The 25,619-nt window shown below is 57.8% G+C and carries 19 protein-coding genes; 12 read left to right on the forward strand and 7 right to left on the reverse strand.

Annotated features, from left to right (window positions below; all coding sequences use genetic code 11):
• Positions 1-320: 320 nt before the first annotated feature.
• A complete protein-coding gene (locus NCS02_RS28295) occupies positions 321-2,144 on the reverse strand; it encodes an alpha/beta fold hydrolase (RefSeq protein WP_250458686.1) in 1,824 nt (607 codons plus the stop codon).
• Positions 2,145-2,613: 469 nt separating this feature from the next.
• Here NCS02_RS28295 and NCS02_RS28300 point away from each other — a divergent pair, with 469 nt between their 5' ends.
• The 4 genes from NCS02_RS28300 to NCS02_RS28315 all read left to right on the forward strand — a co-directional run bounded on the left by NCS02_RS28300 (position 2,614) and on the right by NCS02_RS28315 (position 6,845).
• Positions 2,614-3,687, forward strand: a complete 1,074-nt coding sequence (locus tag NCS02_RS28300) for a M4 family metallopeptidase (protein ID WP_033536051.1) — start codon at positions 2,614-2,616, stop codon at positions 3,685-3,687.
• Between the two features lie 34 nt (positions 3,688-3,721).
• On the forward strand, positions 3,722-4,087 hold the full coding sequence (locus tag NCS02_RS28305) for a protealysin inhibitor emfourin (RefSeq protein WP_250523382.1): 366 nt from the start codon (positions 3,722-3,724) through the stop codon (positions 4,085-4,087).
• 555 nt (positions 4,088-4,642) lie between these two features.
• Positions 4,643-5,122 carry a cupin domain-containing protein gene (locus tag NCS02_RS28310; RefSeq protein ID WP_250520236.1) on the forward strand — a complete coding sequence of 160 codons (480 nt, stop codon included), beginning with the start codon at positions 4,643-4,645 and terminating at the stop codon, positions 5,120-5,122.
• A 631-nt stretch (positions 5,123-5,753) separates the two neighbouring features.
• Positions 5,754-6,845, forward strand: coding sequence for a GlxA family transcriptional regulator (locus tag NCS02_RS28315; RefSeq protein WP_250523383.1), 1,092 nt, complete (start codon positions 5,754-5,756; stop codon positions 6,843-6,845).
• A gap of 11 nt (positions 6,846-6,856) precedes the next feature.
• On the opposite strand, the gene NCS02_RS28320 is transcribed toward NCS02_RS28315, so the two are convergent.
• From NCS02_RS28320 to NCS02_RS28330, 3 genes are read right to left on the reverse strand one after another with little or no spacing between them, the layout of a single operon-like run.
• Positions 6,857-8,113 (reverse strand): glycosyltransferase WbuB, encoded by a 1,257-nt coding sequence (locus NCS02_RS28320; RefSeq protein WP_175980261.1) that lies wholly within the window; start codon positions 8,111-8,113, stop codon positions 6,857-6,859.
• Positions 8,114-8,168: 55 nt separating this feature from the next.
• Complete coding sequence (locus NCS02_RS28325) at positions 8,169-8,795, reverse strand: DapH/DapD/GlmU-related protein (RefSeq protein WP_250479461.1); 627 nt, start codon at positions 8,793-8,795, stop codon at positions 8,169-8,171.
• A 60-nt stretch (positions 8,796-8,855) separates the two neighbouring features.
• Positions 8,856-10,274, reverse strand: coding sequence for a glycosyltransferase family 4 protein (locus NCS02_RS28330; RefSeq protein WP_250520237.1), 1,419 nt, complete (start codon positions 10,272-10,274; stop codon positions 8,856-8,858).
• 316 nt (positions 10,275-10,590) lie between these two features.
• Here NCS02_RS28330 and NCS02_RS28335 point away from each other — a divergent pair, with 316 nt between their 5' ends.
• The 3 genes from NCS02_RS28335 to gmd all read left to right on the forward strand — a co-directional run bounded on the left by NCS02_RS28335 (position 10,591) and on the right by gmd (position 13,629).
• Positions 10,591-11,748, forward strand: a complete 1,158-nt coding sequence (locus tag NCS02_RS28335; RefSeq protein WP_250523384.1) for a glycosyltransferase — start codon at positions 10,591-10,593, stop codon at positions 11,746-11,748.
• 233 nt (positions 11,749-11,981) lie between these two features.
• A complete protein-coding gene (locus NCS02_RS28340) occupies positions 11,982-12,431 on the forward strand; it encodes a cupin domain-containing protein (protein ID WP_250458723.1) in 450 nt (149 codons plus the stop codon).
• A 79-nt stretch (positions 12,432-12,510) separates the two neighbouring features.
• Positions 12,511-13,629 (forward strand): GDP-mannose 4,6-dehydratase, encoded by a 1,119-nt coding sequence (gene gmd, locus NCS02_RS28345; protein WP_175980257.1) that lies wholly within the window; start codon positions 12,511-12,513, stop codon positions 13,627-13,629.
• 70 nt (positions 13,630-13,699) lie between these two features.
• On the opposite strand, the gene NCS02_RS28350 is transcribed toward gmd, so the two are convergent.
• Complete coding sequence (locus tag NCS02_RS28350; protein ID WP_250520238.1) at positions 13,700-14,719, reverse strand: phytanoyl-CoA dioxygenase family protein; 1,020 nt, start codon at positions 14,717-14,719, stop codon at positions 13,700-13,702.
• 391 nt (positions 14,720-15,110) lie between these two features.
• On the opposite strand from NCS02_RS28350, the gene NCS02_RS28355 reads away from it, so the two are divergent.
• The 4 genes from NCS02_RS28355 to NCS02_RS28370 all read left to right on the forward strand — a co-directional run bounded on the left by NCS02_RS28355 (position 15,111) and on the right by NCS02_RS28370 (position 22,059).
• Positions 15,111-16,538 carry a lipopolysaccharide biosynthesis protein gene (locus tag NCS02_RS28355; protein WP_008346295.1) on the forward strand — a complete coding sequence of 476 codons (1,428 nt, stop codon included), beginning with the start codon at positions 15,111-15,113 and terminating at the stop codon, positions 16,536-16,538.
• A 187-nt stretch (positions 16,539-16,725) separates the two neighbouring features.
• Positions 16,726-19,032: a GNVR domain-containing protein gene (locus tag NCS02_RS28360; RefSeq protein ID WP_250523385.1), complete on the forward strand. Its 2,307-nt coding sequence runs from the start codon at positions 16,726-16,728 to the stop codon at positions 19,030-19,032.
• Positions 19,029-20,618 carry an endo-1,3-alpha-glucanase family glycosylhydrolase gene (locus NCS02_RS28365; RefSeq protein ID WP_250441346.1) on the forward strand — a complete coding sequence of 530 codons (1,590 nt, stop codon included), beginning with the start codon at positions 19,029-19,031 and terminating at the stop codon, positions 20,616-20,618. The genes NCS02_RS28360 and NCS02_RS28365 overlap by 4 nt, the downstream gene beginning before the upstream one ends.
• 28 nt (positions 20,619-20,646) lie before the next feature.
• Positions 20,647-22,059, forward strand: a complete 1,413-nt coding sequence (locus NCS02_RS28370; protein ID WP_250520240.1) for a hypothetical protein — start codon at positions 20,647-20,649, stop codon at positions 22,057-22,059.
• A gap of 31 nt (positions 22,060-22,090) precedes the next feature.
• On the opposite strand, the gene NCS02_RS28375 is transcribed toward NCS02_RS28370, so the two are convergent.
• Positions 22,091-23,056: an O-fucosyltransferase family protein gene (locus NCS02_RS28375; RefSeq protein WP_250441348.1), complete on the reverse strand. Its 966-nt coding sequence runs from the start codon at positions 23,054-23,056 to the stop codon at positions 22,091-22,093.
• Positions 23,057-23,095: 39 nt separating this feature from the next.
• Positions 23,096-24,046 (reverse strand): GDP-L-fucose synthase family protein, encoded by a 951-nt coding sequence (locus NCS02_RS28380; RefSeq protein WP_250520241.1) that lies wholly within the window; start codon positions 24,044-24,046, stop codon positions 23,096-23,098.
• A 362-nt stretch (positions 24,047-24,408) separates the two neighbouring features.
• Between NCS02_RS28380 and NCS02_RS28385 the strand changes: the two genes are divergently transcribed.
• Positions 24,409-25,527 (forward strand): DegT/DnrJ/EryC1/StrS family aminotransferase, encoded by a 1,119-nt coding sequence (locus tag NCS02_RS28385; protein WP_008346305.1) that lies wholly within the window; start codon positions 24,409-24,411, stop codon positions 25,525-25,527.
• The last annotated feature ends 92 nt before the right edge of the window (positions 25,528-25,619 follow it).

Below are 25,619 nucleotides of genomic sequence, written 5' to 3' on the forward strand. Positions count from 1 at the left end.
TCAACATGATGTAGCTCCTGACTTGGTTGGTTGGATGAGCACCAATCGTTGCGCTCGCAGCTACATATGCGAGGGCTATGCCAGCGGCTACTAGAGGATCTGTTCGGTTAACTCGTCGGCCTGATAGGAAAGGGATTGCGGGGTGGAAGCGCGATTTGCGCGCCGAAACCATCCGCAATAGGCGAGGCCGAAGTGTGGGCCGCAGAGAAACAGAGGGCGGGGACTTGTCGGATTCCGACGAACAGCGTGGTCAACGATACGGGACGCGCGTGCGCGGACGAGCCACGTCCCGTATCAGAGTCGATGAGATGAAGATCAGCTTAGAGCTGCGGAGAGACACCGAGCGGCGCAATGGGTTCCATGACCGGCGCGCTTTCCGGCTTCAGATCCTTGATGAAGGTGTCGGACATCGCGATCACGGTGGCGAGCGCGCGCGTGTCGTAGAGCGCGTGATCGACGTCGCCGCACACGGCGGCCCGGACGCGCGTCGTTCGAGACAGCTTCTTGCCGTGCCTGCCGAAATGCGCGTTCAGTTGATCGAGACCTTCGTCGCCTGCGCCGTACACGAGCAGCGTGCGCACGCCTTTGCGTTCGAGCGCATGGACGATGCTGTGCGGATCCGTGAGCGAACCGTGATCCGCCTGAACGACCTTCTTGCGCGTCACACCGGGCATCTGCGATTGCAGCCGCGCCGCCGCATTCGATGCGAAAGCTTTCAGGATCGGCTTGAGTCCGCGCTTGCCGCTCAGCACGAGCCACCATTTTTGCGGCTTCAGGATCGCGGGTCCGAGACGCGCCATCGTGTTGCGCCGCTGCGCTCTGAGCTCTTGCAGCGTCAGATGCTCAGGTACATGGAAGCGCTGCAGATTCACGGCGATGACAGCGCCGATAGCCGGCTCGATCAGCGAAGCGCGCAACGCGCTATATGCACCCGAGCAGATGCCGAACACAACGACGTTATCGTAGCCCTTGCGTTTGAGCCATGCAGCTGCGGTCGCGACATCCTCGATCGTGGTTTGCGCATGAATCGACGCAACGGTGTCGTGCGTGCCATCCGGCGAACGTGCGGGACTGTCGCCGATGCCACGCGCATCGAAGCGCAACGATGCGATGCCGCGTTGTGCCATCTCCCGCGCCATGCGGACGGACAGCCGGCTGTCGCCTTGATGCACGCTGCCCGCTGTATTCGTGATGACGATCACAGGGCCGCCCGGCAGTCCGTCGCGCGGCTCGCACAAGATGCCGAAGAGTCCTGCAGCGCCGAAGATCACCGGGCGCTCGATCGCTTCCGGCGTTTCGATGATCGCATCGTCGCTCATGCTCGGCCGCGCTGCCTTTCTCGTGCGGGCCGGCTTGAGATCGCGGGCCATGCCTTCGGCCACGCCCTCCGCGATCCATTGCGCCGCGCGCTTGAGCGTCTTCTCGGGCAGGACCGACGATGCAGTCTCCTGCATGAATTCGAAGTAGTCGTCGAAGGCTTCCGTCTGCACGTCGACGCCTCGATCGAGCAATACGTTGCATAGCGACCGGCTCGCGCCCGGCCGCAAGTCGGCCACGAACACGCGCTTGGGCAGAGCGGACTGATGGCTCATCGCCTTGCCGAGATCGAGCCCGCTCAGGCGGCTGCGAAACGCTTCGCTATAAACCTGACCGAGCACGTGATATGGCGAATCGACCTGCACCGCTCTCACGACGACGGGAAGATTTTCGACCCACGTCTGTCGCAGCGCGGTGAGTTCGCGCAGATAGTGGCGTCCGTTGACCACGGGCGCGAGGAGCGCGAGCGAATCCACCAGCGGATGATGCGATGCCAGCGCAGCCAGTGTGCCGCCCAGACGCAAGCCGCACAGCGTGACTTTCGTTACGCCCGTTTCCTGTCGCAAACGTTCGATAGCCGCGCCGATATCCGCGATGAAGTGATCGACCCGATCGCTCTCATGATCGATGCCGACTGAATCGCCGGTCGCCAGATAGTCGAAGCGCAAGACCGGAATACCGCGTCGGGAAAGCTCTTCGGCCAGATAGCGCATGGCCTTGTGGCCCCACGCTTCCTCATGCCCGAATGGGTTGCATAGCACGACGCCGTGGCTTCCATGGCCGACGTGAAGCCACCCGAAGCGGCCTCCGAAGACGATCGGCGTCATGCGTCGGCCCCACTTCCAAAATTACCGACGCATAGGCGCTCGCTTCGGTAAGAAGCGATATTGGCAACGCACTGAATCCCTGGGCCGCTCGATGTTTTATTTAGGTCGCGCATTTGTTGAGGTTCTCATTGCACGTTTTGCAAGATTTAACCTCCTTTCGTTTCTGGCCTTCGGTGCGCTGGACAACAAAGTGATGTTTTGCCGCATGCATGGGGTATACCGCCATGCATGCACGAGACCGGACGTCTAGACGTCGATGCAATGTTCGCTATCGCACATTCGCGTCTTTTGGCACGGAAAGAAGTTAAGTAGATCTACATGAATGGAAAGCCCGAATGAAGCGGTTCGCGAGGATCGCCATAGCGCTTGGCAATGGTAGAAGGGCATCTATTGACTATTCGGAGGCATCGTCTAGATTTTCGTCGTGGCCGCGCTCAATCCATCGATTCGATTCGCCAAGGAGACGATCATGTGCACTCGCCTGAAACCCGGACGCCCTCACTCCATCTATTGCATTCTGCCGCCGCACATGCTGGAGCACATCGCGAAGCATGGCGACGCGAAGCAGCGCGAGATCGCCATCGACACGCTGTCGAAGGATCACACGATGCGGTCCTTCCGTGCCGTGGAGGCCACGCTCGCAGTCCGGCGCGCAGCGCCGATGCCCACTGCCGCCGCGCCTTCCGCGCATCGCACGATCTACACGGCCGACGAAACTGAAACGTTGCCCGGCACGGTCATTCGTACCGAAGGCGCAAAGCCCGTAAAAGACGATGCCGCCAACGAAGCCTATGACGGTCTCGGTGCGACCTTCGAGTTCTATCTGGAGGTGTTTCATCGCAATTCGATCGACGATGCGGGCATGCCGCTCATCGGCACCGTCCATTTCGGCAAGGACTATGACAACGCGTTCTGGAACTCGCAGCAGATGGTTTTCGGCGATGGCGACGGCGAGCTCTTCAACCGCTTCACCATTGCACTGGATGTCATCGGTCACGAATTGACGCATGGCGTGACCGAACATACCGCCGGCCTGAATTACATGACGCAGGCGGGCGCGCTGAACGAGTCGATATCCGATGTGTTCGGCTCGCTTATCAAGCAATACGCGCACAAGCAGACGGCGGACAAGGCGGACTGGCTTATCGGCGAGGGATTGCTCGCGAAGGGCGTCAATGGCGTCGCGCTTCGCTCGATGAAGAATCCCGGCACGGCCTACGACGATCCGAGGCTCGGAAAGGATCCGCAGCCCGCCGACATGAGCGAGTACGTTCGCACGACGCAGGACAACGGCGGCGTGCATATCAACTCAGGCATTCCAAACAAGGCGTTCTGCATGACCGCTCTTGAAATCGGCGGATATGCTTGGGAGAAGGCGGGGCGAATCTGGTATGAGACGCTGACCGACTCGCACCTCAAGCCGACCGCGACCTTCAAGACATTCGCGAAGCTGACGCTAACTACGGCGAGCAGGCTATATGGCGCGAGCAGCGCGGAGGCATCGGCGGTCAAGAAGGGATGGCACGAAGTCGGTGTATTGTGATCGTGCGCGCGCTCGCATCTTCGCCGCGCTCCTGTTGTCGGGCGCGGCGCTGGTGTGCGCGGGCTGCGCTTCACATCAATCGTCGTGGGAGCCTTCAATGCACGCGGAGCTGACGACCGATGGCGGGTTAGCTGCCTTTCCCGGACTTGCACGGCCGATCGTTCTCGACGAGAAGGATCTTTCGCCCGACGATGGCGTTGCATTCGCGCATCTCGTCGTGGCGGCGCGTGCCGAGGCAAGCGCATCGAGGCCACGCGCAACGAAACCTGTTCCGGACGGCCGCACCTATCGGATCCATGTCGATGGCGACGATACGCTTCACCTTCACGCCGCCGATCCTTCCATACCCCCTGCCTTTGCCGCCTTGATGGAGTTCATCAAGCGGCATGGACATCGCTAACTTCCGGCTGTGCGTGCGTCAACACTTCGGCTGAATTGGATAATTCCCCAGCTAACTCTGCTTTCGTAAGATGTGCTTGCAGTTTGCTGATTCCATACATTCAAACGGAGTATCTATGAAGCCCGCCAAAGTTCTGCTTCGATCATCATTGAGATGCCCTCCGTCGATCGATCGGCGGCGATCAGAAGCATCTACACGTCAATCAAAGGCAGAACGGCAATCGCTCGATAACTTCGGCGACTGCCGTTCTCGCGTTCGATCACCTCACCCGCGCGAGCTATCAAACCAGCCTTAGACCGAGGCTAGGATTCAAGAATTATGTATGTGCGTTGGCTCATACAAAACACCGGTTTTTCGTTTGCGCAATCCCGGCGTGCTGTATAAGATTGCCAAACATTACAGAATGTAATGTTAATGATGAACGTTTTCCTTGCCTCTTTGTCTGTAAATGCGCAAGGCGCCGAAATCTTGACGGAGCCAGATTGCTGAATGAGCGAGCGCAGACTCTCTCCCGCTCTTTCGATGACCGATCAAGCCGCACCATAAGGAGACTTCATGCCAACTCCCGTTTTCGAGTCCGTACGTCTAGACGATGTGTTGCTCGAACCAGATCCGATCGACCCCGCATGGATACTCGAAGGCAATCCTGTCGCCCGCAGTGGCAGATGGTCGCAAAGTCTCGACACGACGACCTCCTCGTGGGTCTGGGATTGCACCGCCGGCCGCTTCAACTGGTACTTCGAGCAAGACGAGACCATCTATGTGATCGAAGGCGAAGTCATCATTACCGCCGAAGGTCAGGAACCGCGCACGCTGCGCGCGGGACACGCCGCATTGTTTTACGCGGGCACGCGATCTCAGTGGTACGTTCCTAAGTATGTGCGCAAGCATGCCATCCTTCGTCCGCACATCACGAAGCCTGTGTTGTTCGCGCTCAAGGTGAGCCGCAGATTGCAGGGCAAGCCGAGCGGCTATCTGCCTCGCACGTCGCTCAAACAATCTCCTTCGAAGAACATCACGGAACTATCGAAGTGATGAGTCACGCGATGGATAACCTCGTCCATTGGTCAAGGCATTGCGAACGGATCAGGCAGGAGAGCGCACGGTTCCCGAGTTCCTGCGAGGCGCGTGGCACGCCAGAGTAGTCCGTCATACGCCAGCGCTTTAGTTCATTGCCGATGCCATCTGCCGCCGATTCGCAGAAAAGAATCGAACGCGCCAATGCCGGCATGCATGACCGCGCGTGATGCGAATTGGCTCTTTGCTCATGGAGAACTTTTCGCGAAACGTCGCATTCGCCTTTGGCGAATCAATCGACGCACGCTCGTCATAACATATGATTTGAACGCAACGCGGGATAGCTTTTGATTCTGCTGCATCCGTAAAGATACTTCCAGCGAGAGGCGGGCGCGAATTCGCGCCCGTTTTTGTATTGCTCACCGCGCGAATACGCTTCTTCACCTAACTTCGCGAAACGCTACGAAAGCAAACGATTGCGAGTGCGATCATGCCGGCGTTTGCAAATGTACCGTCCACGACTATGCCGTCTGTCCATACGAACGTGCGTATCCGTTCAACGCCGCGAGCGATTAAGAAGTTTTTTCATATGGAAGTCTATTTTTATCGTTGCCTCGACGCAATTTTTTCTTACCTGTAACCTGCGTCTGTGAGAACGCCTGGTGACTCCCAAAAGTTAAACGACGCCCACAGTCGACACGCTCGTTCGGAAGGAATAACACTAACGCAACGAATTGGAGGCTCCGCGATGTCAACCTCAACTGACGTCCTCGAAGCTACGTCCGTCGCTGGCGACTGCGCGTATGCGATGCATGATTCGACGGTAATCAAGCACATCGGCATTGTTTTATACGATGGTTTCTCTTTGCTGGCCGCAGGCACCCTCGCCGAAGCGCTGCATGTGGCGAACGAGTTGCAATCCGAAGCAGCGAATCATTCTTTGAAATATCGCGTGAATCTGGTATCGGCTCACGGGGGTACGGTCTCGTGTTCTTCTTCCATGTCTGTGTGGACGGACCAACTCGCCGGAGGAAAATTCGATAGTCTCGATAACCTTTTCGTCGCAGGAGGCAGCGGCGTGGCACGCGCGTCCTCGGACGACAATCTTATGGAGCTCCTGAGACGCGCGAGCGGGAAGAGCGTCACCATTACCGCGATGGGAAACGCGCACATGCTCTTGTCGGCCGCGGGCGTTACGCCGCGGGACTGGCCTTCGATGAAGCAGGATATTCCGCCCAGTTCGGCGACCAAAACCCTATCAGAGCATGAACGCGATCAGGCATTGATGACATCGCTTGCATTCGTCAAGAAGGACTTGGGCGCCGATCTGGCTATGCGTGTCGCGGACCGTCTCGAATCGGGCGGAGGCTTGTCGCTCGAGGCGGCGTTCGAAGAGATGTATGACACGACGCTGGCCGAGAAGGCGCGCGCGGCGGCGCGTTGGCTCGTGCTGAACTGCGCAAAGGCGATATCCGTCGTCGATGCAGCGCGCATGTCTTCGATGAGCGAGCGCAACTTCCTGCGTCTGTTCAAGCGCGAGATCGGCGTCACGCCTTCGAAATATCTGCTTCGCGCGCGGCTCGATCTCACTTGCAAGCTGCTCGAAAATAGCGATCTTCCGGTCGACAAGATCGCCCGTCGAACGGGCCTCAGCAACGGAGAGAGACTGTCGAAGCTATTCCGCAAGGAATTCTCGATGTCCCCAACCGAATTTCGCGCACGAAGCCGGAATAAGCGCTGAGAGCGAAGCGCTCAGGTTGTCGGCGCCTGATCGCCGACACCTCGTTTGGCCTTGACCGAACTACGCAGACGCGCCTCGAATTGCAGAAGGATCGATTCCTTGGCGAGATTCGATGCCGCGTATTGTCGGCCGAGCGCACCAAGACGCTCACGAAGCGAGCGGTCATTGGCGAGACGAAGTATGGCTTTAGTCAATGCAGTTGGAGACTCGGGTTCGACCGCGAGGCCGACGGAATTCACGACGTCCCATAGCTCGGTGCCTTCATTCGCCGTGGCGATAACCGGCCGATTGCTCGACAGCATGGCGCCGAGCTTCGATGGCATGACGAGATCGGCGGCATCGGCGCGTTGCGGCAGAACATGCATGTCCGCGAGCGCGAGCAGTTCGTGGAAGCGCTCTTTAGGCTGCAAATCGAGGAATTTGACATTGGGTAAGTCGCGGGCCTTATCGAGCAGGAACGATCTTGCGGGCCCGGCACCGCAGATCACGAACATGATGTCCTCGCGCCACGCGAGAAGCTTTGCCGCATCCGCGATAACTTCCAGACCTTGCTTGAGCCCGAGATTGCCGGAATAGAGTACGACCTGCACGCCGCGACCGAGAGCGAGTTGCGCGCGATACGAGTTGTCCGCGCTGTCCGATTGTGCATGCTGCATGTCGACCCAATTCGGAAATGTAAAAGCGTTCTCGCATAGGACGCCTTTTTGCACCGCCAGTCGTGTCATCGCGGCTGAAGGTGTGGAGACCACGTCGGCGCGAGACATCAGCCATTTTTCAGCGGACGATGCGAGCTTCTTCGCCGCACGGCCCTTCAGGATTCCAAGCCGGAAAGCGGCATCGACCTCGTAGTCCTGTACGTGGAGCCAGAACGATGCACTCGCGATGCGCGCTGCCAACAGCGCCATGGGCGACGCGAACAAGGGCGGCTCGACGAGCCATACGGCTTGCGGACGCCACGCGATTTGCACTGCCGCGGCGGGTATGGAGAAGAGTGCGAAGCTCATCAGATGCAATATGCGCTTCAAGCCCGAAGGGCGTTTCGGGCACCAGAAGGGCACGCGTATCACCGAAACATTGTTGAGCTGTTCCGTCACGTATGTGTGCGAGTTATAGCCGGCGCGAACGCGCCATTCCGGATAATACGGAGAAGCGGTGATTACGCGTACCGTATGTCCGCGCAATGCGAGCCATTCCGCCAGCTCGGCAGAATACTTTCCAACCCCGGTTACTTCCGGGGCGTAGTTGAGCGAGATCATCAGCACTTTCATCGAGCCACCCAATGTGGTTGAAACTGAAGAGTCGGCGTGCCGAACGCGCTGACTTTCAATCGAAGCGCTTGCGAATGAAGCGGCATGGGTTGCCGCCATAAACGCCTTCGGGCTCGAGCGAACGATGTACGACGGAAAGCGGTGTAACGACCGCCGAACGGCCGATGGTCACGCCCATTTGCACGACACAATTCGCCGTGATCCACACGCCGTCTTCAATGACGATCGGTGCAACGCTCAGATTCATCGTCGTGCTCATTGCGTGCGAGCCGGCTGTGAGGAACGTGCCTTGTGAAATGCACACATGCGATCCGACGCGGATGGGCGCCTGGTTATAGATCCACACATCGGCGCCGAACCATGAGTGATCGCCCACTTCGAGATTCCACGGTGCTTTCACGCGAAGCTGTTGCAGGAAGCGGCAACCGACGCCTATCTTCGCGCCGAAGAGACGGAGTAACGCAACTCGCACATTCGAAAACGGGTTGAGCTTGTTATTGATGACGCAGGCTTCGACAACAAACCATAGTGCTTCGATGAGCGTCGATCGCGCCTTCTCATAGTTGCCCTTTCCTGCTCGGCTCAGATCGATGATGCGATTGGCAGCGTGCTCGTCCTTGACGTCGTGGACAAGGGTTTCCGCGTTCGGCACCGCATTGTCGGTGAGGAGTTCTGACGCCATTTGGAAGCTCTCCCAGCAGTCGTTGCACGTTTCAGGTATTGGCGGTGCGGACAGATCGACTTAACTGTCGCCAATCCGGGACATCTTCGGAGAGGGCTGCCAGCACATACGGCGCACTCGAAACGTCTCCAGTGCATGACGAAGCACCGACAGCCTGCGGTCGTCCGTCAAGGATTCGATGCGCTGCTTGCCTCGCTGGATCAGCCGCATTCTCAGGTCGGGGTCGATGATGAGCTCACGAAGTGCATCGGCCATGCTGTCCGGGTTCACAAGTTCGATGAGAAGCCCCGCGTCGTCAATCTGGTCTCGCAGGTTCTTCAGGTCGGAATACAGCACGGGGACGCGAAGCTGAAACGCCTCGTAGGGCGGCAGGTTCGTGGGCCCGAAATACGTGGGCATCACCAATGCGACCGCCTGACGATAGAGGCAGGTCACTTCGATATCGGACACGAAGCCTGCAAAGCGGATTCGGTCCGCCAGCCTGAGCTCATCGGCCACTGAGCGTACATGAGCCAGGTTGCCGAAGTCGCGCCCAGAGAATATGGCGCCGACCCTGATCCCGAAGCGATCCTCCAGGCTGCGCAATCCCCGCAATAGATAGACATGGTTCTTATGCGGCCAGAACTGGGCGGGATAGTAGACGTAGTCGCAATCCAGGCCATACTTTGCCTTGATGTCGATAAAGCGATCCGGATGATCAAGCTCATGCTCGGACAACTGCGTTCCAATCGCGGGAGAAAAGGGAATCACATGAACTCTTTCCTCATCGACGGCATATCGTCGGATCACGTTATCGCGTCCCGCTTCTGAATCGACTACGACACCGGTCGCTTTCTTCAGCGCAAGTTGATAGATCTGCTCGCGGCGCTCGAACTCGCCGCCACAGCGAACTTCAGGAAAGTCCACTTCATCGCGGTGCGCCAGATCCCAGACCGTAAAGAGATAGCTGAATTGTGCAGTCACGAGAGCCAGATAGGACGGACCCGTGAAGTAGACGAGGTCCGCGCCCATTTCCCGTAAAGACCGGTCGAGCCAATTGAAGTACACGTGCTTTCTGAATAGTTGAGGCGGATTGAGCAGGCGCCACATGACATGGAAACGCGCAAGCAGCTTTTGCCAGCGGTGAACGCGAAGATAGCGAGCATCGATTCCATTCCGATGCAGTTCTTCGATCGCGGACCTGCGCGTCGTGATGAAGGTCACGTTACAGAGTTCGGGCGGCAGGCGCTTGGCCAGAAGCGCAGCATTCGTCGCTTGCTGAAATCCTCCGCCTACTGAATTGTCCAGTTCGATAAAGACCACCATCCGGATCGGCCGGACATGAAAGCCGATGCCGGTGACATCCGCGCCGCTCGCATGTTCACGAGTTTCAACGCGGCGATGGGCGAATCGGGGAACTGCCAGATCACTTTGATAGGTAGTGCTCGAAGCGGCTCTCTTGAACAACATATCTTGAGTTCCCCGCAGAAGAAAGGACATGTTGCGTTCACAGCGACACGATCAATATCGGATCGTCTATCGTGGGCTGGTCTAACGATAGCCTGCCGTATATCCGCGCGACCCGTTATGACGGATGACGGCAAGACGTTGGCTGACCGATGAGTGAGACCGCGCCCGCCATCGCCGCGGACTCAGCACGCGGATGCCCGGCCAAAAGCTTGATGATTTCCGCCAACGGACCTTGCCGGGCATCCGCGGCGCTACGATGCCTTTCCGGGGCGTTGCACGAGGCTGTCGAAAGGTGTCGACGAACATTGCCGCTCCCGCATGCGTCCTGGCTCACTGGAGAACGTCTTTGAAAACGCTCCACATCATTCCGTCTATCGAGGCAAGGAGTGGCGGTCCGGCGGAGGCAATCAAGAAGCTCGCTGCAGAACTGCGGCTGTTTGGACACACGGTCGATATCGTCTGTCTCGATCCTTCGGCCCATGCCGACACGTCAGATGACGCTGTGTTCGATCGAGTGGTCCGCCTTGGACACCATGCAGGGAAATACTCGTTCAACTTCCGCCTCGTTCGCTGGCTGATCGAGCACGGCAGCCAATATGACGCGATTGTCGTGGATGGCATTTGGCAGTTTCATAGCGCGGCGGCCGTGTTTTCGCTGCGTCCGCGGAAGATTCCATACTTCGTCATGCCGCACGGAATGCTGGATCCATGGTTCAACATAGGCCATCCACTGAAGTTCGCGAAGAAGCTTGTCTATTGGTTATTCGTTGAACGACACGTCCTGAGCAACGCGAAAGGCGTTCTTTTCACTACGGATAGCGAGCGAACCCTGGCGCGCAAAGCATTCCCGCTATATCGCGCCAAGGAAAACACCATGACGATCGGCACCGTGCCGCCACCTTTGATCGAAAAGGCAGAGGTTATAAAGCGGCGCGCGTCGGGGCATTCGAATGACAAGAAGTTGATGTTGTTTCTAGGGCGGCTCCATGAAAAGAAAGGCTGCGACCTGTTGATTCGCGCCTTTCACGATCTGCGAGACGCCGCGAACGATTATCAACTAGTTATCGCGGGGCCTGACAACAACGGCGTCGCGGCGAAGCTGCGTCGTGAAGCCGAACAACTCGGGCTTGCCAGGAAAATCACCTGGATCGATATGGTGACGGGCGCGGACAAGTGGTCCTTGTTGCGGGCGGCGGACGTCATGGTCTTACCTTCGCATCAGGAGAACTTCGGCGTCGTGGTGGCCGAGGCGCTCGCATGCGGCGTGCCGGTGCTACTGACCGACAAGGTCGGAATCTGGCAGGAAGTCGTGGCGGACCGAGCGGGCCTCGTCGATGTGGATACGCTGCCCGGCATCACTCGGTTGCTCATGCAATGGACGAGCTTGCCGGAGCATGAAAAGGATGCGATGAGATCAGCTGCGAGGCAGTGCTTCGACGACCGCTTTCATGTATCTCGCGCGGCCAGGAAATATATTTCGCTGATGAGTGACGGCCGCGCCTAATGATCGAGGCAAGATACGTGCGTTCGTGCGCGCGATCTTCGCATGCGCGACTTATATGACGAGAAAGGGTGGAGCCGCGACGCGAATCGGTCAACACCTTGCCAGATTCCGTCACTTGACGAGAGACGAATCACAACGGGCGCTAAGCTTCAGTTACGGACGATGCGCGTTCTGGCCTCTGCTACGCGTTTCAAAGCGCGTCCATCTCGGACATTCTCCAGTCGGGACACATCATGAGGGTATATTCGGCCGAGCAGGACATTGGGGTTGAAGAAAGCGTCGATATCATCGCTCACGACGGCGTCACACTTGCTCTTATCATCCGTGCTTCCTTCTCGAGAGAAGGCGTGAATTTTTTCACGCCGCGCGAATACTCGCAGCAACTCGCGCATATGGAGCATGCCGCCGGAACGAAGATATGCGCGCATGTGCATAACATCATGGCGCGTGAAGTAAAGCTGACGCAAGAAGTTCTGCTGATCAAAAGAGGACGCGTTCGCGTCGATCTTTATGGTGCGAACCTGCACTATGTGACGAGCCGGACACTTGGGCCCGGAGACGTCATATTGCTGTCCGCGGGCGGTCACGGCTTCGAAATGCTCGAGGACGCGGCCTTCATCGAGGTGAAACAAGGGCCTTACATGGGCGATCACGACAAGGTTCGATTCGAACCGCGGTCGTGAGTTACGGCGTTGAAGAAAGCGGCATCAAGACCCTGAGATTGTTGTTCGCATGTGACTTGGCATAAGAGGAGAAGAAACGATGCCGAATAAGGTCGCGCTTGTTACCGGAATAACCGGTCAGGATGGTTCCTATCTCGCTCAATTCCTGCTCGATAAAGGATATGAGGTGCATGGCGTCAAACGCCGTTCATCGCTCTTCAACACCGACCGTATCGACCATCTTTACGAAGATGATCACGTAGCGCAGCGAAGGTTTCATTTGCATCACGGCGATCTCACCGATTCTTCGAGCATCCTGCGTATCATCCAGCGCGTTCAACCGGACGAGATCTACAATCTCGCCGCGCAAAGTCACGTAGCGGTCTCGTTCGAGGAACCCGAATACACGGCCAACGCGGACGGTCTGGGCGCTCTGCGAATACTGGAAGCGATGCGCATATTGGGTCTCGAGAAAAGCGCTCGCTTTTATCAGGCATCGACATCCGAGTTATATGGGCTGGTCCGGGAAATACCCCAGCGGGAAACCACGCCTTTTTATCCGCGAAGCCCGTATGCCGTTGCGAAGCTGTACGCGTACTGGATAACGGTGAACTATCGCGAGGCTTATGGCATCTATGCGTGCAACGGCATTCTGTTCAACCACGAATCGCCGGTTCGTGGAGAGACGTTCGTCACGCGTAAGATCACGCGCGCGATTGCTCGCATCGCAATCGGATCGCAGGACTGCCTGTATCTCGGCAATCTGGGCGCAATGCGCGACTGGGGACATGCACGCGATTATGTTCAGATGCAGTGGCTCATGCTGCAACAGCCCGAGCCGGAGGACTTCGTGATCGCGTCCGGCGTGCAATACAGTGTGAGGGAATTCGTGCAACTTGCTGCCGCGGAGCTCGGTATCGTTCTGCGCTTCGAGGGCAGCGGTGTCGACGAGGTCGCGATCGTGGAGCGGATCACCAGCAAGGAATGCCGTGTCGCGCCAGGGACCGTGATTGTGCGTGTCGATCCTCGCTACTTCAGGCCGACGGAAGTAGAGACCCTGCTGGGCGATCCGTCGAATGCTCACGCGAAACTCGGTTGGGCGCCAACGGTGACTTTTCCAGCGCTCGTCAAGGAAATGGTGCAGTCCGATTATCAGATAGCGAAGCGCGATGCTCTGATAACCCTAGCCGGATACCGTGCGCTGGAACATCACGAATAAGCGCGCACGTGCGAGTGTCGACCGGGCCCGCTGGCTTCGCGGCCAGCGGACCTTTGATCGAAGAGTCGGTTCATTTTCCGGCTAACCTGCGGATCAGCGGTTGCAGACCCCGAGGCAGCTTCGCGAATCCGGCGCGTGTCAAGCGGAAGAAAAGATATTCGCCCAGCACGGACATCATCGTTCGATTGAGCGGCGCTGTGTTCATCGAGGTCTTTGGAAAGACGTCATACTCCGAGGGCTGTCCGAATCCGAGGAACATCGACGTTCGTTCGTTGACTTCGGAAATGAATTCCGTGTTCACGATGATCGGCTCGGACTTCTGTATTTCACTGTCGACCTGGAAGAACACGCTTTTCCTGACGAAGTTCTTGTCGGTTACGGGTCTCGCTCGATGAATGCCGTAGGTGTTGTAAATGACGAGCGATCCGCGCGGCATCTTGAAGCTCTTGACGTCCGACGCGAGGTTATCAGCGATGAACTCGTCCGTGTAGTCGCTATACGCCTTTTCTCCGGACCAGAGATGCGAGCCCTCGATGTACTGGAACTCGCCGTCGTCGACATCGGAGACATAGAAGATAAAGATGATTCCGGGAATATGAGCGAAGGCTTTGTCGGTCTTGTTGTCGGTATGCCACTGCATGTGGTGCCCGCCGTACGTTTCGTAGTATCTCAGCGCCTTGAGTCTGAACTTGTCGCCCAGATATCCTTCGCAGACCCTGAAAACAAATGATGAGGTCGCGAAGTCGTAGAAGGTCTTCGACACGGCGAGCAGGTTCGTCAGATAGTATTGCTTCTCCCAGAATACACCGGCGACCTTGTTGACGTTCAGGCCCAGCTTCGTTGCAGTCGAATCGTGTTCTATGCGTTCGATGGCCGCTGGTGCAAGGGCGGAAGGAAACGCAAAGTATCCTTTTTGATTCAGCTCTGCGACTACCTGTTCGGGATTGACAGAAAGGAATTCGCGAGTGAAGAGCGCCTTCTCCGTCTGGCTCCACGATAAGCCAGCTCGAACGGAAATGTCAGGCGACGAGTGCTCGATCGCCTCTTCATTGAGACCTGGTTCTGCGGCGTCGAAAGGCAAGCTTGCCATTTGATTCTCCGGTCGTAAGTCGCGTGTCAAGCCGACACGGCACGCGGTGGATCGTCAACAGGCCATACTAGTCGCGCACAGCTCATTGACCGATGCAAGGCGGATGTCGGCAAGGAATTGGCCGAGACAGGGCGAGGTGTGAGCGCTCTCCCGACACATCGACCCGATTCGGCCAACCTCATGGCATATTCCGTCAACTCCGTCATCGGCCAGACGTGCGCTCCTATGCTTCGTGCACGTGCGAAGGTGGTTCACGGGTCGACATGTGCCGCGAGCAGCCAATTTCCGCAGGATCGCGTCGGGCGTGAAACCACCGGGGAGAGGCATGGACGTGACGAAGATCGAATGCGTGCTTGCGATGCTCGACAGAGCCTGAGCGATGCCACCACCTTTGGCCGCCTCGCGCCGTGCCCTCTTCGCGATGTCCTCGCGTCTGTTCGAAATGTTGCCATTCGGCGTCGGCAGATCGGAAGGACGCGACAGGGATCGATATCGGCGAGCTGCGCTTACGATCGCGTGCAACGTCTGCAGTTCCGGCCTGGCGTTCATTGTCCTGATTGCATCCGTCTCGTGGACGCTGCCGTATCTGGGCCAACAACGTTTCGGCGTATGGATGACGTTCTCGAGTCTCGCCGCAACGCTCGCCATGCTCGACTTCGGCATAGGCAATGCGCTTCTCAATCTCGTTGCAGGGGCGCGAGCGAATGAAGATGCTCGGCGCATTCGTGAGCTGATCACACATGGGGTATGGCTGCTCGGCACTGTCGGCGCGATTTGCGGAATCTGTTTGTACGCTGCGCTCCACATATTCGACTTGCGCCTCGTCTTCGGCCATAGCGCTGACGCCGCTGATGAAACGCTGGTGGCTGCGACGCTCTTTCTCGTTCTAACCTGCCTGAACATTCCTCTCGGTGGAGTGAAGCGTGTATGTCATGGCCTTCAAAGAGGCTGGGAACAGCATATCGTCAGCTCGATCGGTTATCTGATATCGCTGCCGCTCTTGTATTGGTGTTGTCTGCGTCAAGCATCAATTCCGTGGCTCTTGTTCGTCACCTATGGCATTCAGATCTGCATGTCGTCGTGTCTCGTTGTGCGATTGAATCGACAAGGATTGCTCGGCTTGATTTCGGGTGGGGCGCACTCGACGATGTGGACTGATTCGAAGAAGATCCTCAGCATGGGATCGTTGTTTTTCGGACTGCAGGTCGGCGTCATGTGCGCAAGCGGCTTCGACGCGCTCATCGTCGCAAAGTTATTGGGCGTGACGGAAGTCGCGAAGCTCGCCGTCGCACAGCGTCTGTTCCAGTTCCTTACTGTCGGGATCTCGATGCTGACGGTGCCGCTGTGGGGCCTCTATGCCGATGCGAAGGCGAGGGGCGACACGAATTTCCTGTCGATGACGTTAAAGCTGTCGATGCTCGGCACCGGTGCGATCGCCATCGTGACCAGCGGATCGATATTCGCCGCCTCCTCGTGGCTTCTGAGCAAGTGGGTCGGCAACCACCTTAGTATTCCCGTCGCGCTGCTCTGCGCGGTTGCGGTCATGTCGGTAGTCGATGCGTTCGGCAATGCGTTCGGCATCTTTCTAAACGGCGTCGGCGAGCTGAAATCACAACTGGTCGCGGTGTGTGTGAGTTGTGCGCTCGCCTTGTCGCTCAAATTCTGGCTCGTGTCCACATTCCATGAAGTCGCCTGGGTGGTGTGGTCGACGGTGATCGCAAGCCTGGTGTCTGACTACTGCGTGTACCTGTTCCTGTTCAGAAAGCGCATATTCGCGCATCTGAGCGTGTTCGACGACAAAGGTGCGACTTCCGCATAAGCGAACGACCGGCAGGAAAGCGCAGTAACGTCTTCAACCACGATGCCGTTCGCGCCAATGTCTTGCCACATTCGGTCAAGCAAGCCGGCGCAGCGGCGGGCTGGCTACATTCAAGGCTGTCGGAGCGGGTGGAGTATTGGATCGGCTATACGAGCATTCCTTTCTGACGATTGCCGGAGCGCTACAGATGACTAATGACTTCGCAGACGACGTTGCCTTGCCACGTGGCGATAGCGCGGAAACGGTCACGGAATCGTATATACGGTTTCTGAAGCGCAACTATAAGGTTATCGTCGGGACGACCGTAATCGTTGGCAGCGTCGCGTGCGAGTACGCGATCCTCGCAACGCCGATCTATCAAACAAGCATATTGCTGCAGGTTCAGGAGCCTCCCGAATCGTCGGGCAGAAGCTCGCTCGAAGATGTGTCGTCACTGTTCGCGGTGAAGCCTCGCGCTGCAGCCGAAGTCCAGAAGATCACGTCGCGCAGCGTGCTGGAATCAGCTATCGCACCGATGCATTTGGACATCTCGCTCACTCCGCGTCGCGATATCTGGACTCGCGCGCAATCGAAGTTAGGCGCCGCGTGGCGCAGAATCACCGGCGAGGCCGAGGTAGGCGGCGTTCAACCGGGTTTGGCTTCGATTGCAGAAGTGCCCGAAAGCCTGCGCAAGAAGGCACTGGAAGTAGTGTCGGAAGGCAACGGACACTATCGTCTTTTAACCCCCGACGGGGAGACTTTTAAGGGCAACGTATCGACATTGGAAAACTTCGAGACGAAGCGCGGTGCGATCGCGTTGAAGATCGATGCGCTTCCTGGAGGTGCCGGTCAGGTTTTCGATCTTCGGCGGCTATCGCGATCGGCAGTGGTCGAAAAGCTTCAGGAAAGACTGAGCGTCACGGAGCGAGGGAAAGAATCGAATATCGTTAGCGCATCCCTGGAAGGCACCGATCCGGTTTTCATTCGAAACTTACTTCATGCAATCGGCACGACCTATGTCGCGAGTGAAGAGGCGAGAAGAAGCGCCGACGCACAGAAATCGATGGAGGCGTTGAGCACAGAACTGCCGATACTGAAGGGTCAGATAGAGAAATCGGAGGACCGGTTCAGCCGGTTCAAGAACGAGACGGGCTCAGTCAATCTTAGCGAGCAAGCGAACGTCGTCATCAGACAGCTGGCCGACGTGCAGGCCAAGATGACGGATCTCCAAGTGCAACGGCAGGAACTTCTGCGAAGGTTCACGAAAGACGACAGCACGGTGCTTGCGGTGGATCGGCAAATCACTACACTGAGCGCGCGTGCCACGCAATTGGAAGCCGAAGCGCGAATGTTGCCGGAACTCGAGCAACAGGCGCTTCGGCTTTCACGCGATATCAGCGTCAACAATCAACTCTACGCAGGCTTGCTGGCGAACATGCAGCAGTTACGCTTCATCAAGGCCGGCCGGGTGAATGAAGTACGACTGATCGACGACGCCACGCTTCCTGAAGATCCGATAAAGCCACGGCGATTGCTCATTGTTGTGCTCGGAATCGTTGGCGGCGCTTTTCTGGGAATTCTGCTCGCGCTCGCGAGAAAAGCATGGTCGGGCAAAATCGACGGTCCCGATGATATCGAGCGGCGCACGGGTTTGCCTGTGTTTGTGAGTGGCGCGTTCGGAAACATAGCAGGGGCCGCATCGTATCGCCAAGGCATCGACGTTGCTCGCGCAGGCGCGAGTACCACATCCAGAGCGCCGTCGATCGAGAGCCTGCGTCGATTTTCTGCCATCTTCGAGCATAAGATGCTCGAGTCCGGTTCTCGCATTGCGGTTTTTAGCGGGGTCAATGCGTGGACGGGAACATCATTCGTAGCGGAGCAAGTCGCGGCTCAACTTGCTCAGAGCGGCGCGCGCGTGCTCTTGATCGATGCCGACGCGCGCGCGGGACGCTTATCCAAGAGGCGAAACGCCGGATCTGCGCCCGGGCTATCGGATGTTATCTCCGGGCGCAGCACGTTCGACGAGGTCGTTCGAATCGGCTCCGCAGGTGACTTCGACTTATTGCCGAGCGGAGTGCGAACGGACGGAGTACCTTCCAGCCTTTCGAGGGATACACTACGAAAATCGCTGACATCGGTTGGCGAGCGTTACCAGTTCGTCATCCTTGACGCTGCGCCGGTGCTCAGCGCGGCCGAGACGCTCGTCATGGCGCGGCAGGCGGGTTGTGTGTTCATTGTCGCGCGAGCGAATTTATCGAGAATCGCCGATCTGACAGCTTGCGTCGACGCGTTCGAATCGATCGGCGTTCGGGTAACCGGGGCCGTGCTTAATACCCTGGGCCGCAGAAAACATAACGCGCTGACAGCCGCCCCCGTCGTCGACGCCGAGTCGTCTTCGACGGCCGGCAACTCGCGCGCTTCGCCGAGCGCCTTCGGCGGCGCTTCACTGACCACGCAACGCGAGGCGATTCGCGACGGCATCGCGCCTCGTCCATCGGGACTTCACGAGACATGAACGATCTGCAAATGTGTAGCGTCGGCCGGGCCGCCGCAGCCCGCGGGTGTCATGACGGATCCCGTCGCGCTGTAGCGGTCTTTGCGCTGGCCTCGGTGGTCTCCGTGGCGTCGACTTCGACGCGCGCCGCCGATCTTACCAGCGCCCAATGGACCGCCTTGCAGAAAAACGCACAGTCGATCGTCGATACGGAATCACCGGCATCGGCATTGCCTTTCACGATAAGCACTGCGCTCATAGGAACCGGGCGTCGACCTATTGTATTTGCTCATTACTTCACTCCATTTCCTCTCTCTATCGATAACCTTCCGGCACGTTCCGATTACTATTGCACGGAGTATCTGAATCGCTCCGGTGAAGGAAGCAAATACGCGAGCGTTGGCGGCTATCTGCGCGACCGGCCCTTACCTTTGGCCCGTTACACCACTAACGTCTATAAGCAGCGCGCCCTGGCCGTGGAGATACTGCGCGCGAGGAAGATTGACATAGACGGCTTCGGCGTAGACCTTCTGCAAATCAACAGCGGCTCGCTATGGGACGACGTGATGCGCGTCTATTCCGTTGCACAGCATGTCGCGCCCGACTTCAAGATTCTGGCCGAACCGGATATGGCGGCGCTCGATGGTGTCAGTGTGTCGGATATGGTCGCGGCCATACGTGTCATTGCAGGACAGAAGAACGCGTATCGAATGGCCGACGGAAGCCTTGCAATTGCGCCGTTCTACGCGGAGAACGTCAGCCAGAATTTCTGGTCGGATGTGATTCGCGGAGCTGCGGCTGCAGGCGTGAACGTCACGTTGATTCCCATTCTTCTCGATCCCGCCAAATCCGCCGACTTTCGCACAATCACGAATTCCTTTTCGTTCTGGGGCGTTCGAACGGTGCCGGAATCGACCGATAAAGGCGGTTGGGAAGATCAGGCGCTTACAAATCTCGAATCGTTCGGTGCAGATATCATGACGCCCGTCGCGCCTCAGGATTCACGGCCAAAAGACTCGGTGTTCTGGGAAGCGCAGAATTCCGCACTCTTTCGGGCGCAGTGGTCTCAGGTGACGTCGCGAGATCCAGCCTACGTGCAGCTCGTCACCTGGAACGACTACTCGGAATCGACTCACGTCTCGCCCTCTGTGGGTACGCAGTATGCCTTCTATGATCTCGCGGCTTACTACATCGAATGGGCCAAGACCGGAAATCCGCCGCCGATCGTTCGGGATAGCATTCTCTACTTTCATCGCAGGCAGATCTTTACGCCGGGCCAGTCTTCGACGCCGGAGACCGCGATGGTCGAAGAAGGCGTGGGCTCAGTCGTCAACGACATCGAAATGGTCGCCTTCCTGACCGCGCCCGCTGTCTTGCGGATAACCTCCGGCGGAACGGACCACACGTCGAATGGCGTGGCGGGCTTGAACGTATTCCGTGTTCCGGCGGTTTCCGGCGTACCGAGCTTCGCCATTATCCGCAATGGAGCCACAGTCGCACAGGTAACGTCGACCACATCGATCGTCTCGGTAGGCGCGGCGCAGGACCCGTTATACATCGGCGGAGGATCGGCGCGCTCGCCCGTAAGTCTGGTATGCAGCCAGTAGCGCGCTCAACAAACGACATGGCGGCCACATGAAAAGTCCGGCGAACGTGGTTTCATATCTTGCATTGGGTATCTTCTTGTTCGCGGCCGAGTTCTATACCCTGGGGATGAGTCCCGGGCATAGCCCGCTGATGCTCGTGTCTCACGTTCTCTTGCTTGGCGTGGTCCTCTTTCACCTCGGCATGCACTTGTTCGACAGCAAGCCGTCGTTTGCGGACGCATCTGTCGTGGTGTTCGAGATAACTTTCCTGATACTCGCACCGGCTCTTCAGTTGGCGCATGACGCGCAAGTGCTCGTGAATACGATGCCCTTCGACGACACTTCGGCGCTGCATGCGAATCTCATATTTATCGTTTTCATTGTCACTTACCTTGGCGCGCGACATCTTCTTCCGCGCACGATTCAAGCGTCGACGGCCCGCGCTTCGGAACCATTGGCGATCCGTTATGCGGCGCTTATTCCGGCTCTGGCGATCTGCGTCGTGGCTGCGATGAGCGCATTCAATTTTGCCAGCCAACTGCAGGCCGGCGATCTGGACGGAATCGACGTCACCCCTTTGGACATGATTCGCGCGAAGGTGCTTTTCTTTCTGATCGTGCCCGTGTTCATTCTTATCGTGTTGCATCGTCCTCGTCGAATCGGGCTGGTGTGGATTGCGCTCGCGCTTTTCGCGTTCGTCTTGCTACTCATTTGCCAGAATCCGCTGACGGAAAAGCGAAACGCACTCGGTCCCATCTATCTCACGCTGCTCGCATTGGCGTTTCAGCGGCACCTCAAGAGTCCATCCCGAGTGTTCTGGGCAATCTTCGTTTTGAGCGGACTGTTTTTTCCTTTTTCCGAGTTGTTCACGAACAGCAGAATCGATAAGTGGCCGCTTTCTGGGGCCACGATAGAGAGCTTCTTCGAGGAGCACTTCGCATCCACGACCTATGACGCGTGGGCCAATACGGAAGCCATTGTGGAAATGGTGAGTCGGGAAGGAATCAATGCGGGCAGGCAGCTCGCGGGCTCCCTGTTGTTTTTCGTTCCACACACTGTCTGGCCCGACAAGCCTCTGGCGACCGCGATTCTGGTGGGCGAATATCTGCAGCGAAATTACAGCATGTGGTTTCTAAACCTTTCCGCGCCGTTGCCTGCCGAAGGCTATTTCGATTTTTCGTGGGCGGGCGTCGTAGCTTATGGTTTCTTGCTGGGTTATTTCTCGCGCCGCGCCGACGCGTTGGTCGAATCGCCGATACCGCTTCGGCGAGCGCTGGGATGCTATCTGTCGTTCTACGTCGTGTTCGTCCTGCGCGGGTCATTGATGGTCGCGGTCGCTTACGTGGTGCCCGTTCTCGTCACGTTTCAACTCGTGTCCGTGCTCCTCACATCGCGAGAGAACAGACGCGCCGAGCCGCGCACGGCGAGGCCGCTCTATAGCGGTATGGCACGTCGAAAGTAACCTCTCGCCGGTTTAGAGAACGGTGAGTGCTTCAGGCGGGGACGCCGCTCATGTTCTGCTCTTGCCCAATCCAGATCTGACTGTCGGGAAACCAGAACTCTCTGGATTTTGGCGGCGCAGCCAATGTCACTGGCAAGTCAGGATTGAATATTTTTGACCAGGCCGACAGATAGGACGGCATCTTCACAAGATGGCCGCAGTTCGAAAGCAGCAGACTCGATACCAGCGCTTCTCGTCCGATCTCCAGCCCGGGATGACCGCTGAAGTGCACTGGCTTATCGCCGTTGGATAACAGTTTCGCGGGCGCGACATTGATCGGACGCTCGAACGGCCACGCGCTGAAGAATTCGATGAAAGCCGGCTCGTCGCTGGAAACAAATATGTTGGTCAATTGCGGGTTGAGCATGAGCGTCTTATCGACAAGCCGGCAGAAATCGACCCACGGAAGCGTCACCGCTTCAAACTTCTTGTCAGTGCCTCTGAAGTGCACGCCCAACGTGGAGGCGCTGATCCCGAGTCTTGCGCAGGTCGATTCGACTTCTTCGCGGATGTGCGCCGCGGGCCGGTAATACGAGCGGAACAGATCGCTCGCGCTTCGCAGACGAAGCGCTGCGTCATACCGTTGCCGGAAACCCAGTTGAACCGGATCGCGCACGGTGGATGTCCGAACCTTATGCGACGTGGCGTGCCCGTTCTCCGGCCGGACGCTTTCGAAGAGCGCCGAAAACCAGTCGATCGTTCCTTTCACATCGCCGTACAGGCCGCCTCGCGCCGAAATTCGCGGAGTCAGGCGGTTCTCTTCACAGTGCATAAGGATGAAGAGAACCATTTGCATGATCGCGAAGAAGCCGCAGTTTTCCCTGATCTCGATCGAAAACACACCGTGATTCTGCCGCTGCCGTGCAAACAACATCGCGCGGCTGGGCGCGGCAAGCGAGTACTTGAATGTTTCACTACGACGGAGTTTCCTCAATTGATCCACCACCATGCGAAACATGTTCGATTCCTGTTGATTATGTTCGCGTGAATACCAGCGTCACGCGTCGACGTACCCGGTGCGCCGTGCGTTCTTCGTGAAGTCGGCATAAGTGGCCGCGATGCCTTCTCTGAGCGAGATCGTGGGCGTCCAGCCCAAAGCGGATAGCCTGGATACATCCAGCAATTTCCTCGGCGTGCCATCCGGTTTCGAGCTATCGAATTCCAGTGAGCCCTGAAAGCCTACGACGTCGCAGACGAGGCGGGCGAGGTCCGCGATTGCTATGTCGCGTCCACATCCGATATTGAACATGCCCTCGGCGTTATGGCTGTCGAGCAACGCGAATACCGCCGACGCCAGATCGTCGACGTGCAGGAATTCCCGTTTCGGCGAGCCCGATCCCCAGACGGAGATCGATTGGAGTCCGTTCAGCTTCGCTTCGTGTGCCTTTCGGATCAGCGCGGCCAGAACGTGCCCGTTCTGCAGATCATAGTTATCGTTCGGACCGTACAAGTTCGTAGGCATCACCGAGATATACCGCATCCCATGCTGGCGGTTATATGCCTCACACAGCTTGAGCCCCGCAATCTTGGCGATTGCATATGCCTCGTTGGTCTGCTCGAAGGCGCTCGTCAGCAGATATTCTTCCTTGATGGGTTGAGGGCAATACTTCGGGTAGATGCACGACGAACCGAAGAAGACCAGCTCGGGCGTGCGCTTTTTGAAGGCCGCGTGGATCACATTCGTTTCGATGACGAGATTCTCATAGAGAAACGAGGCCGGTTGAGTGGAGTTGGCGTGTATGCCGCCGACCTTCGCAGCGGCGAGCAGCACGACATCGATGCGCTCGTGCGCAAAGAAATCGGCCACAGCGCGCTGATCGAGCAAGTCGAGTTCCTGTCTGGAACGGGTAACCAAATGGTGATAGCCGCGACTGGCGAGATGCCGGAGAAGGGCCGAGCCGACCATGCCCTTATGCCCGGCAATAAATATCCGAGAGCCTTTATTCATGTTGGTGCTCAATCGTCCATTGATGTGCGTTGATCGGAACGTGAGGCCCGATGTGCGATTGCCAGATTAGCGAGGCATTCGGTCAATCATCAGCTTGTGGCGGACGTTGGCAAGGTATTGTCGCGACCGGGCTTTCTCGTCATCGATGACGCGGCCGCCATCTATGCGCCATGGACGGCTCATTACCCGCGAGACCCGCCTCAGCCAACGTCATGGCAGATTCGGCCACCCCGCCTGGCGCGGCTTTCCCCAATCCTATGCTGCGTGAACGCATGCAGGCCGTTACGGGATCGATTCGTCCTTGAACGGACCGGCTCAGACGAGCCATCGAGCATCGATCTTGACACCAGGAGAGGGACCTGATGATTCCAGTAAACGAACCCCTGCTCGAGGGAAACGAGAGGACATACCTGAACGAATGCATCGAAAGCGGCTGGATCTCGTCGGACGGCGTATTCGTCGAGCGCTTCGAACGCGCAATGGCTGCATATGTAGGCCGCAAGCATGCGATCGCCGTCGCAAACGGAAGCGCGGCGCTCGACGTCGCCGCCGCTGCACTGAGTTTCGAGCCGGACGATGAAGTCATCATCCCGACGCACACGATCATCTCCTGTGCATCGGCGATCGTTCGAACCGGCGCGCGACTGCGGCTCGTCGATTCGAATGCGGATACATGGAACATGGACGTAGCGAAAATCGAAGCGGCCATCACGAGCCGCACGCGCGCGATCATGGCCGTACATACCTTCGGCTTGCCGGTCGACATGAAGCCGGTGCTGGACCTCGCGAAGAAGTACGGCCTGGCTGTGATCGAAGACGCGGCGCAGGCTATCGGGCTCACCTATGAAGGAAAGCAATGCGGCAGCTTCGGCGATATCTCCTGCTTCAGCTTCTACGCGAACAAGCACATCACGACGGGCGAAGGCGGCATGATTCTCTGCGACGACGATGCACTGGCGGCGCGCGCAAGGAGTTTGCGAAATCTTTGCTTCAAGCCCGAGAGGCGGTTCGTGCATGAGGAGCTAGGCTGGAATTATCGTATGAGCAGTCTTCAGGCTGCGGTCGGGCTTGCGCAGTTCGAGAAGCTCGATGAACGCATAGCGAGAAAGCGCACACTGGGGCGGCGTTACGAAGCGCTTTTGCATGATGTAAGGGGCCTGGAACTTGCTCCTGTTGCGTGTTCCTATGCCGAGAACATCTATTGGGTGTTCGGCGTGGTGCTGGATGATCGCCTGCCCATCGGCGCGGACGAAGCACGCGCAATACTCGCCGATGCGGGCGTTAGCGCGCGGCCATTCTTCTGGCCCATGCACGAGCAGCCTGTATTTCGCAAGCAAGGGCTATTCGAGGGCGAAAGTTATCCGGTCGCCGAGCGCATGAGCCGGCGCGGTTTCTATTTGCCGAGCGGACTTGCACTAACCGAAGCGCAGCAGGATCAAGCGGTGGCCGCGGTCCGGAACATGATGGCCGAGTATGTCTAGAAGCTCCGCAAGCCATGCTCGCGGACATTGCCTGCTTCATATGACCGTCATCAGTCGCATCGATGATGGGTCGTAACACCACGGAGTGCAGC

This window comes from Caballeronia sp. NCF2, assembly GCF_023631205.1.
GTDB classification, from domain to species: Bacteria; Pseudomonadota; Gammaproteobacteria; order Burkholderiales; family Burkholderiaceae; genus Caballeronia; species Caballeronia zhejiangensis.

Bases quoted from the DNA above. Each gene is read 5' to 3' on its own strand.
- NCS02_RS28295 (WP_250458686.1), bottom strand. From the start codon at position 2,144: ATGACGCCGATCGTCTTCGGAGGCCGCTTCGGGTGGCTTCACGTCGGC.
- NCS02_RS28300 (WP_033536051.1), top strand. From the start codon at position 2,614: ATGTGCACTCGCCTGAAACCCGGACGCCCTCACTCCATCTATTGCATT.
- NCS02_RS28310 (WP_250520236.1), top strand. From the start codon at position 4,643: ATGCCAACTCCCGTTTTCGAGTCCGTACGTCTAGACGATGTGTTGCTC.
- NCS02_RS28320 (WP_175980261.1), bottom strand. From the start codon at position 8,113: ATGAAAGTGCTGATGATCTCGCTCAACTACGCCCCGGAAGTAACCGGG.
- NCS02_RS28325 (WP_250479461.1), bottom strand. From the start codon at position 8,795: ATGGCGTCAGAACTCCTCACCGACAATGCGGTGCCGAACGCGGAAACC.
- NCS02_RS28330 (WP_250520237.1), bottom strand. From the start codon at position 10,274: ATGTCCTTTCTTCTGCGGGGAACTCAAGATATGTTGTTCAAGAGAGCC.
- NCS02_RS28340 (WP_250458723.1), top strand. From the start codon at position 11,982: ATGAGGGTATATTCGGCCGAGCAGGACATTGGGGTTGAAGAAAGCGTC.
- gmd (WP_175980257.1), top strand. From the start codon at position 12,511: ATGCCGAATAAGGTCGCGCTTGTTACCGGAATAACCGGTCAGGATGGT.
- NCS02_RS28350 (WP_250520238.1), bottom strand. From the start codon at position 14,719: ATGGCAAGCTTGCCTTTCGACGCCGCAGAACCAGGTCTCAATGAAGAG.
- NCS02_RS28360 (WP_250523385.1), top strand. From the start codon at position 16,726: ATGACTAATGACTTCGCAGACGACGTTGCCTTGCCACGTGGCGATAGC.
- NCS02_RS28365 (WP_250441346.1), top strand. From the start codon at position 19,029: ATGAACGATCTGCAAATGTGTAGCGTCGGCCGGGCCGCCGCAGCCCGC.
- NCS02_RS28370 (WP_250520240.1), top strand. From the start codon at position 20,647: ATGAAAAGTCCGGCGAACGTGGTTTCATATCTTGCATTGGGTATCTTC.
- NCS02_RS28375 (WP_250441348.1), bottom strand. From the start codon at position 23,056: ATGTTTCGCATGGTGGTGGATCAATTGAGGAAACTCCGTCGTAGTGAA.
- NCS02_RS28380 (WP_250520241.1), bottom strand. From the start codon at position 24,046: ATGAATAAAGGCTCTCGGATATTTATTGCCGGGCATAAGGGCATGGTC.
- NCS02_RS28385 (WP_008346305.1), top strand. From the start codon at position 24,409: ATGATTCCAGTAAACGAACCCCTGCTCGAGGGAAACGAGAGGACATAC.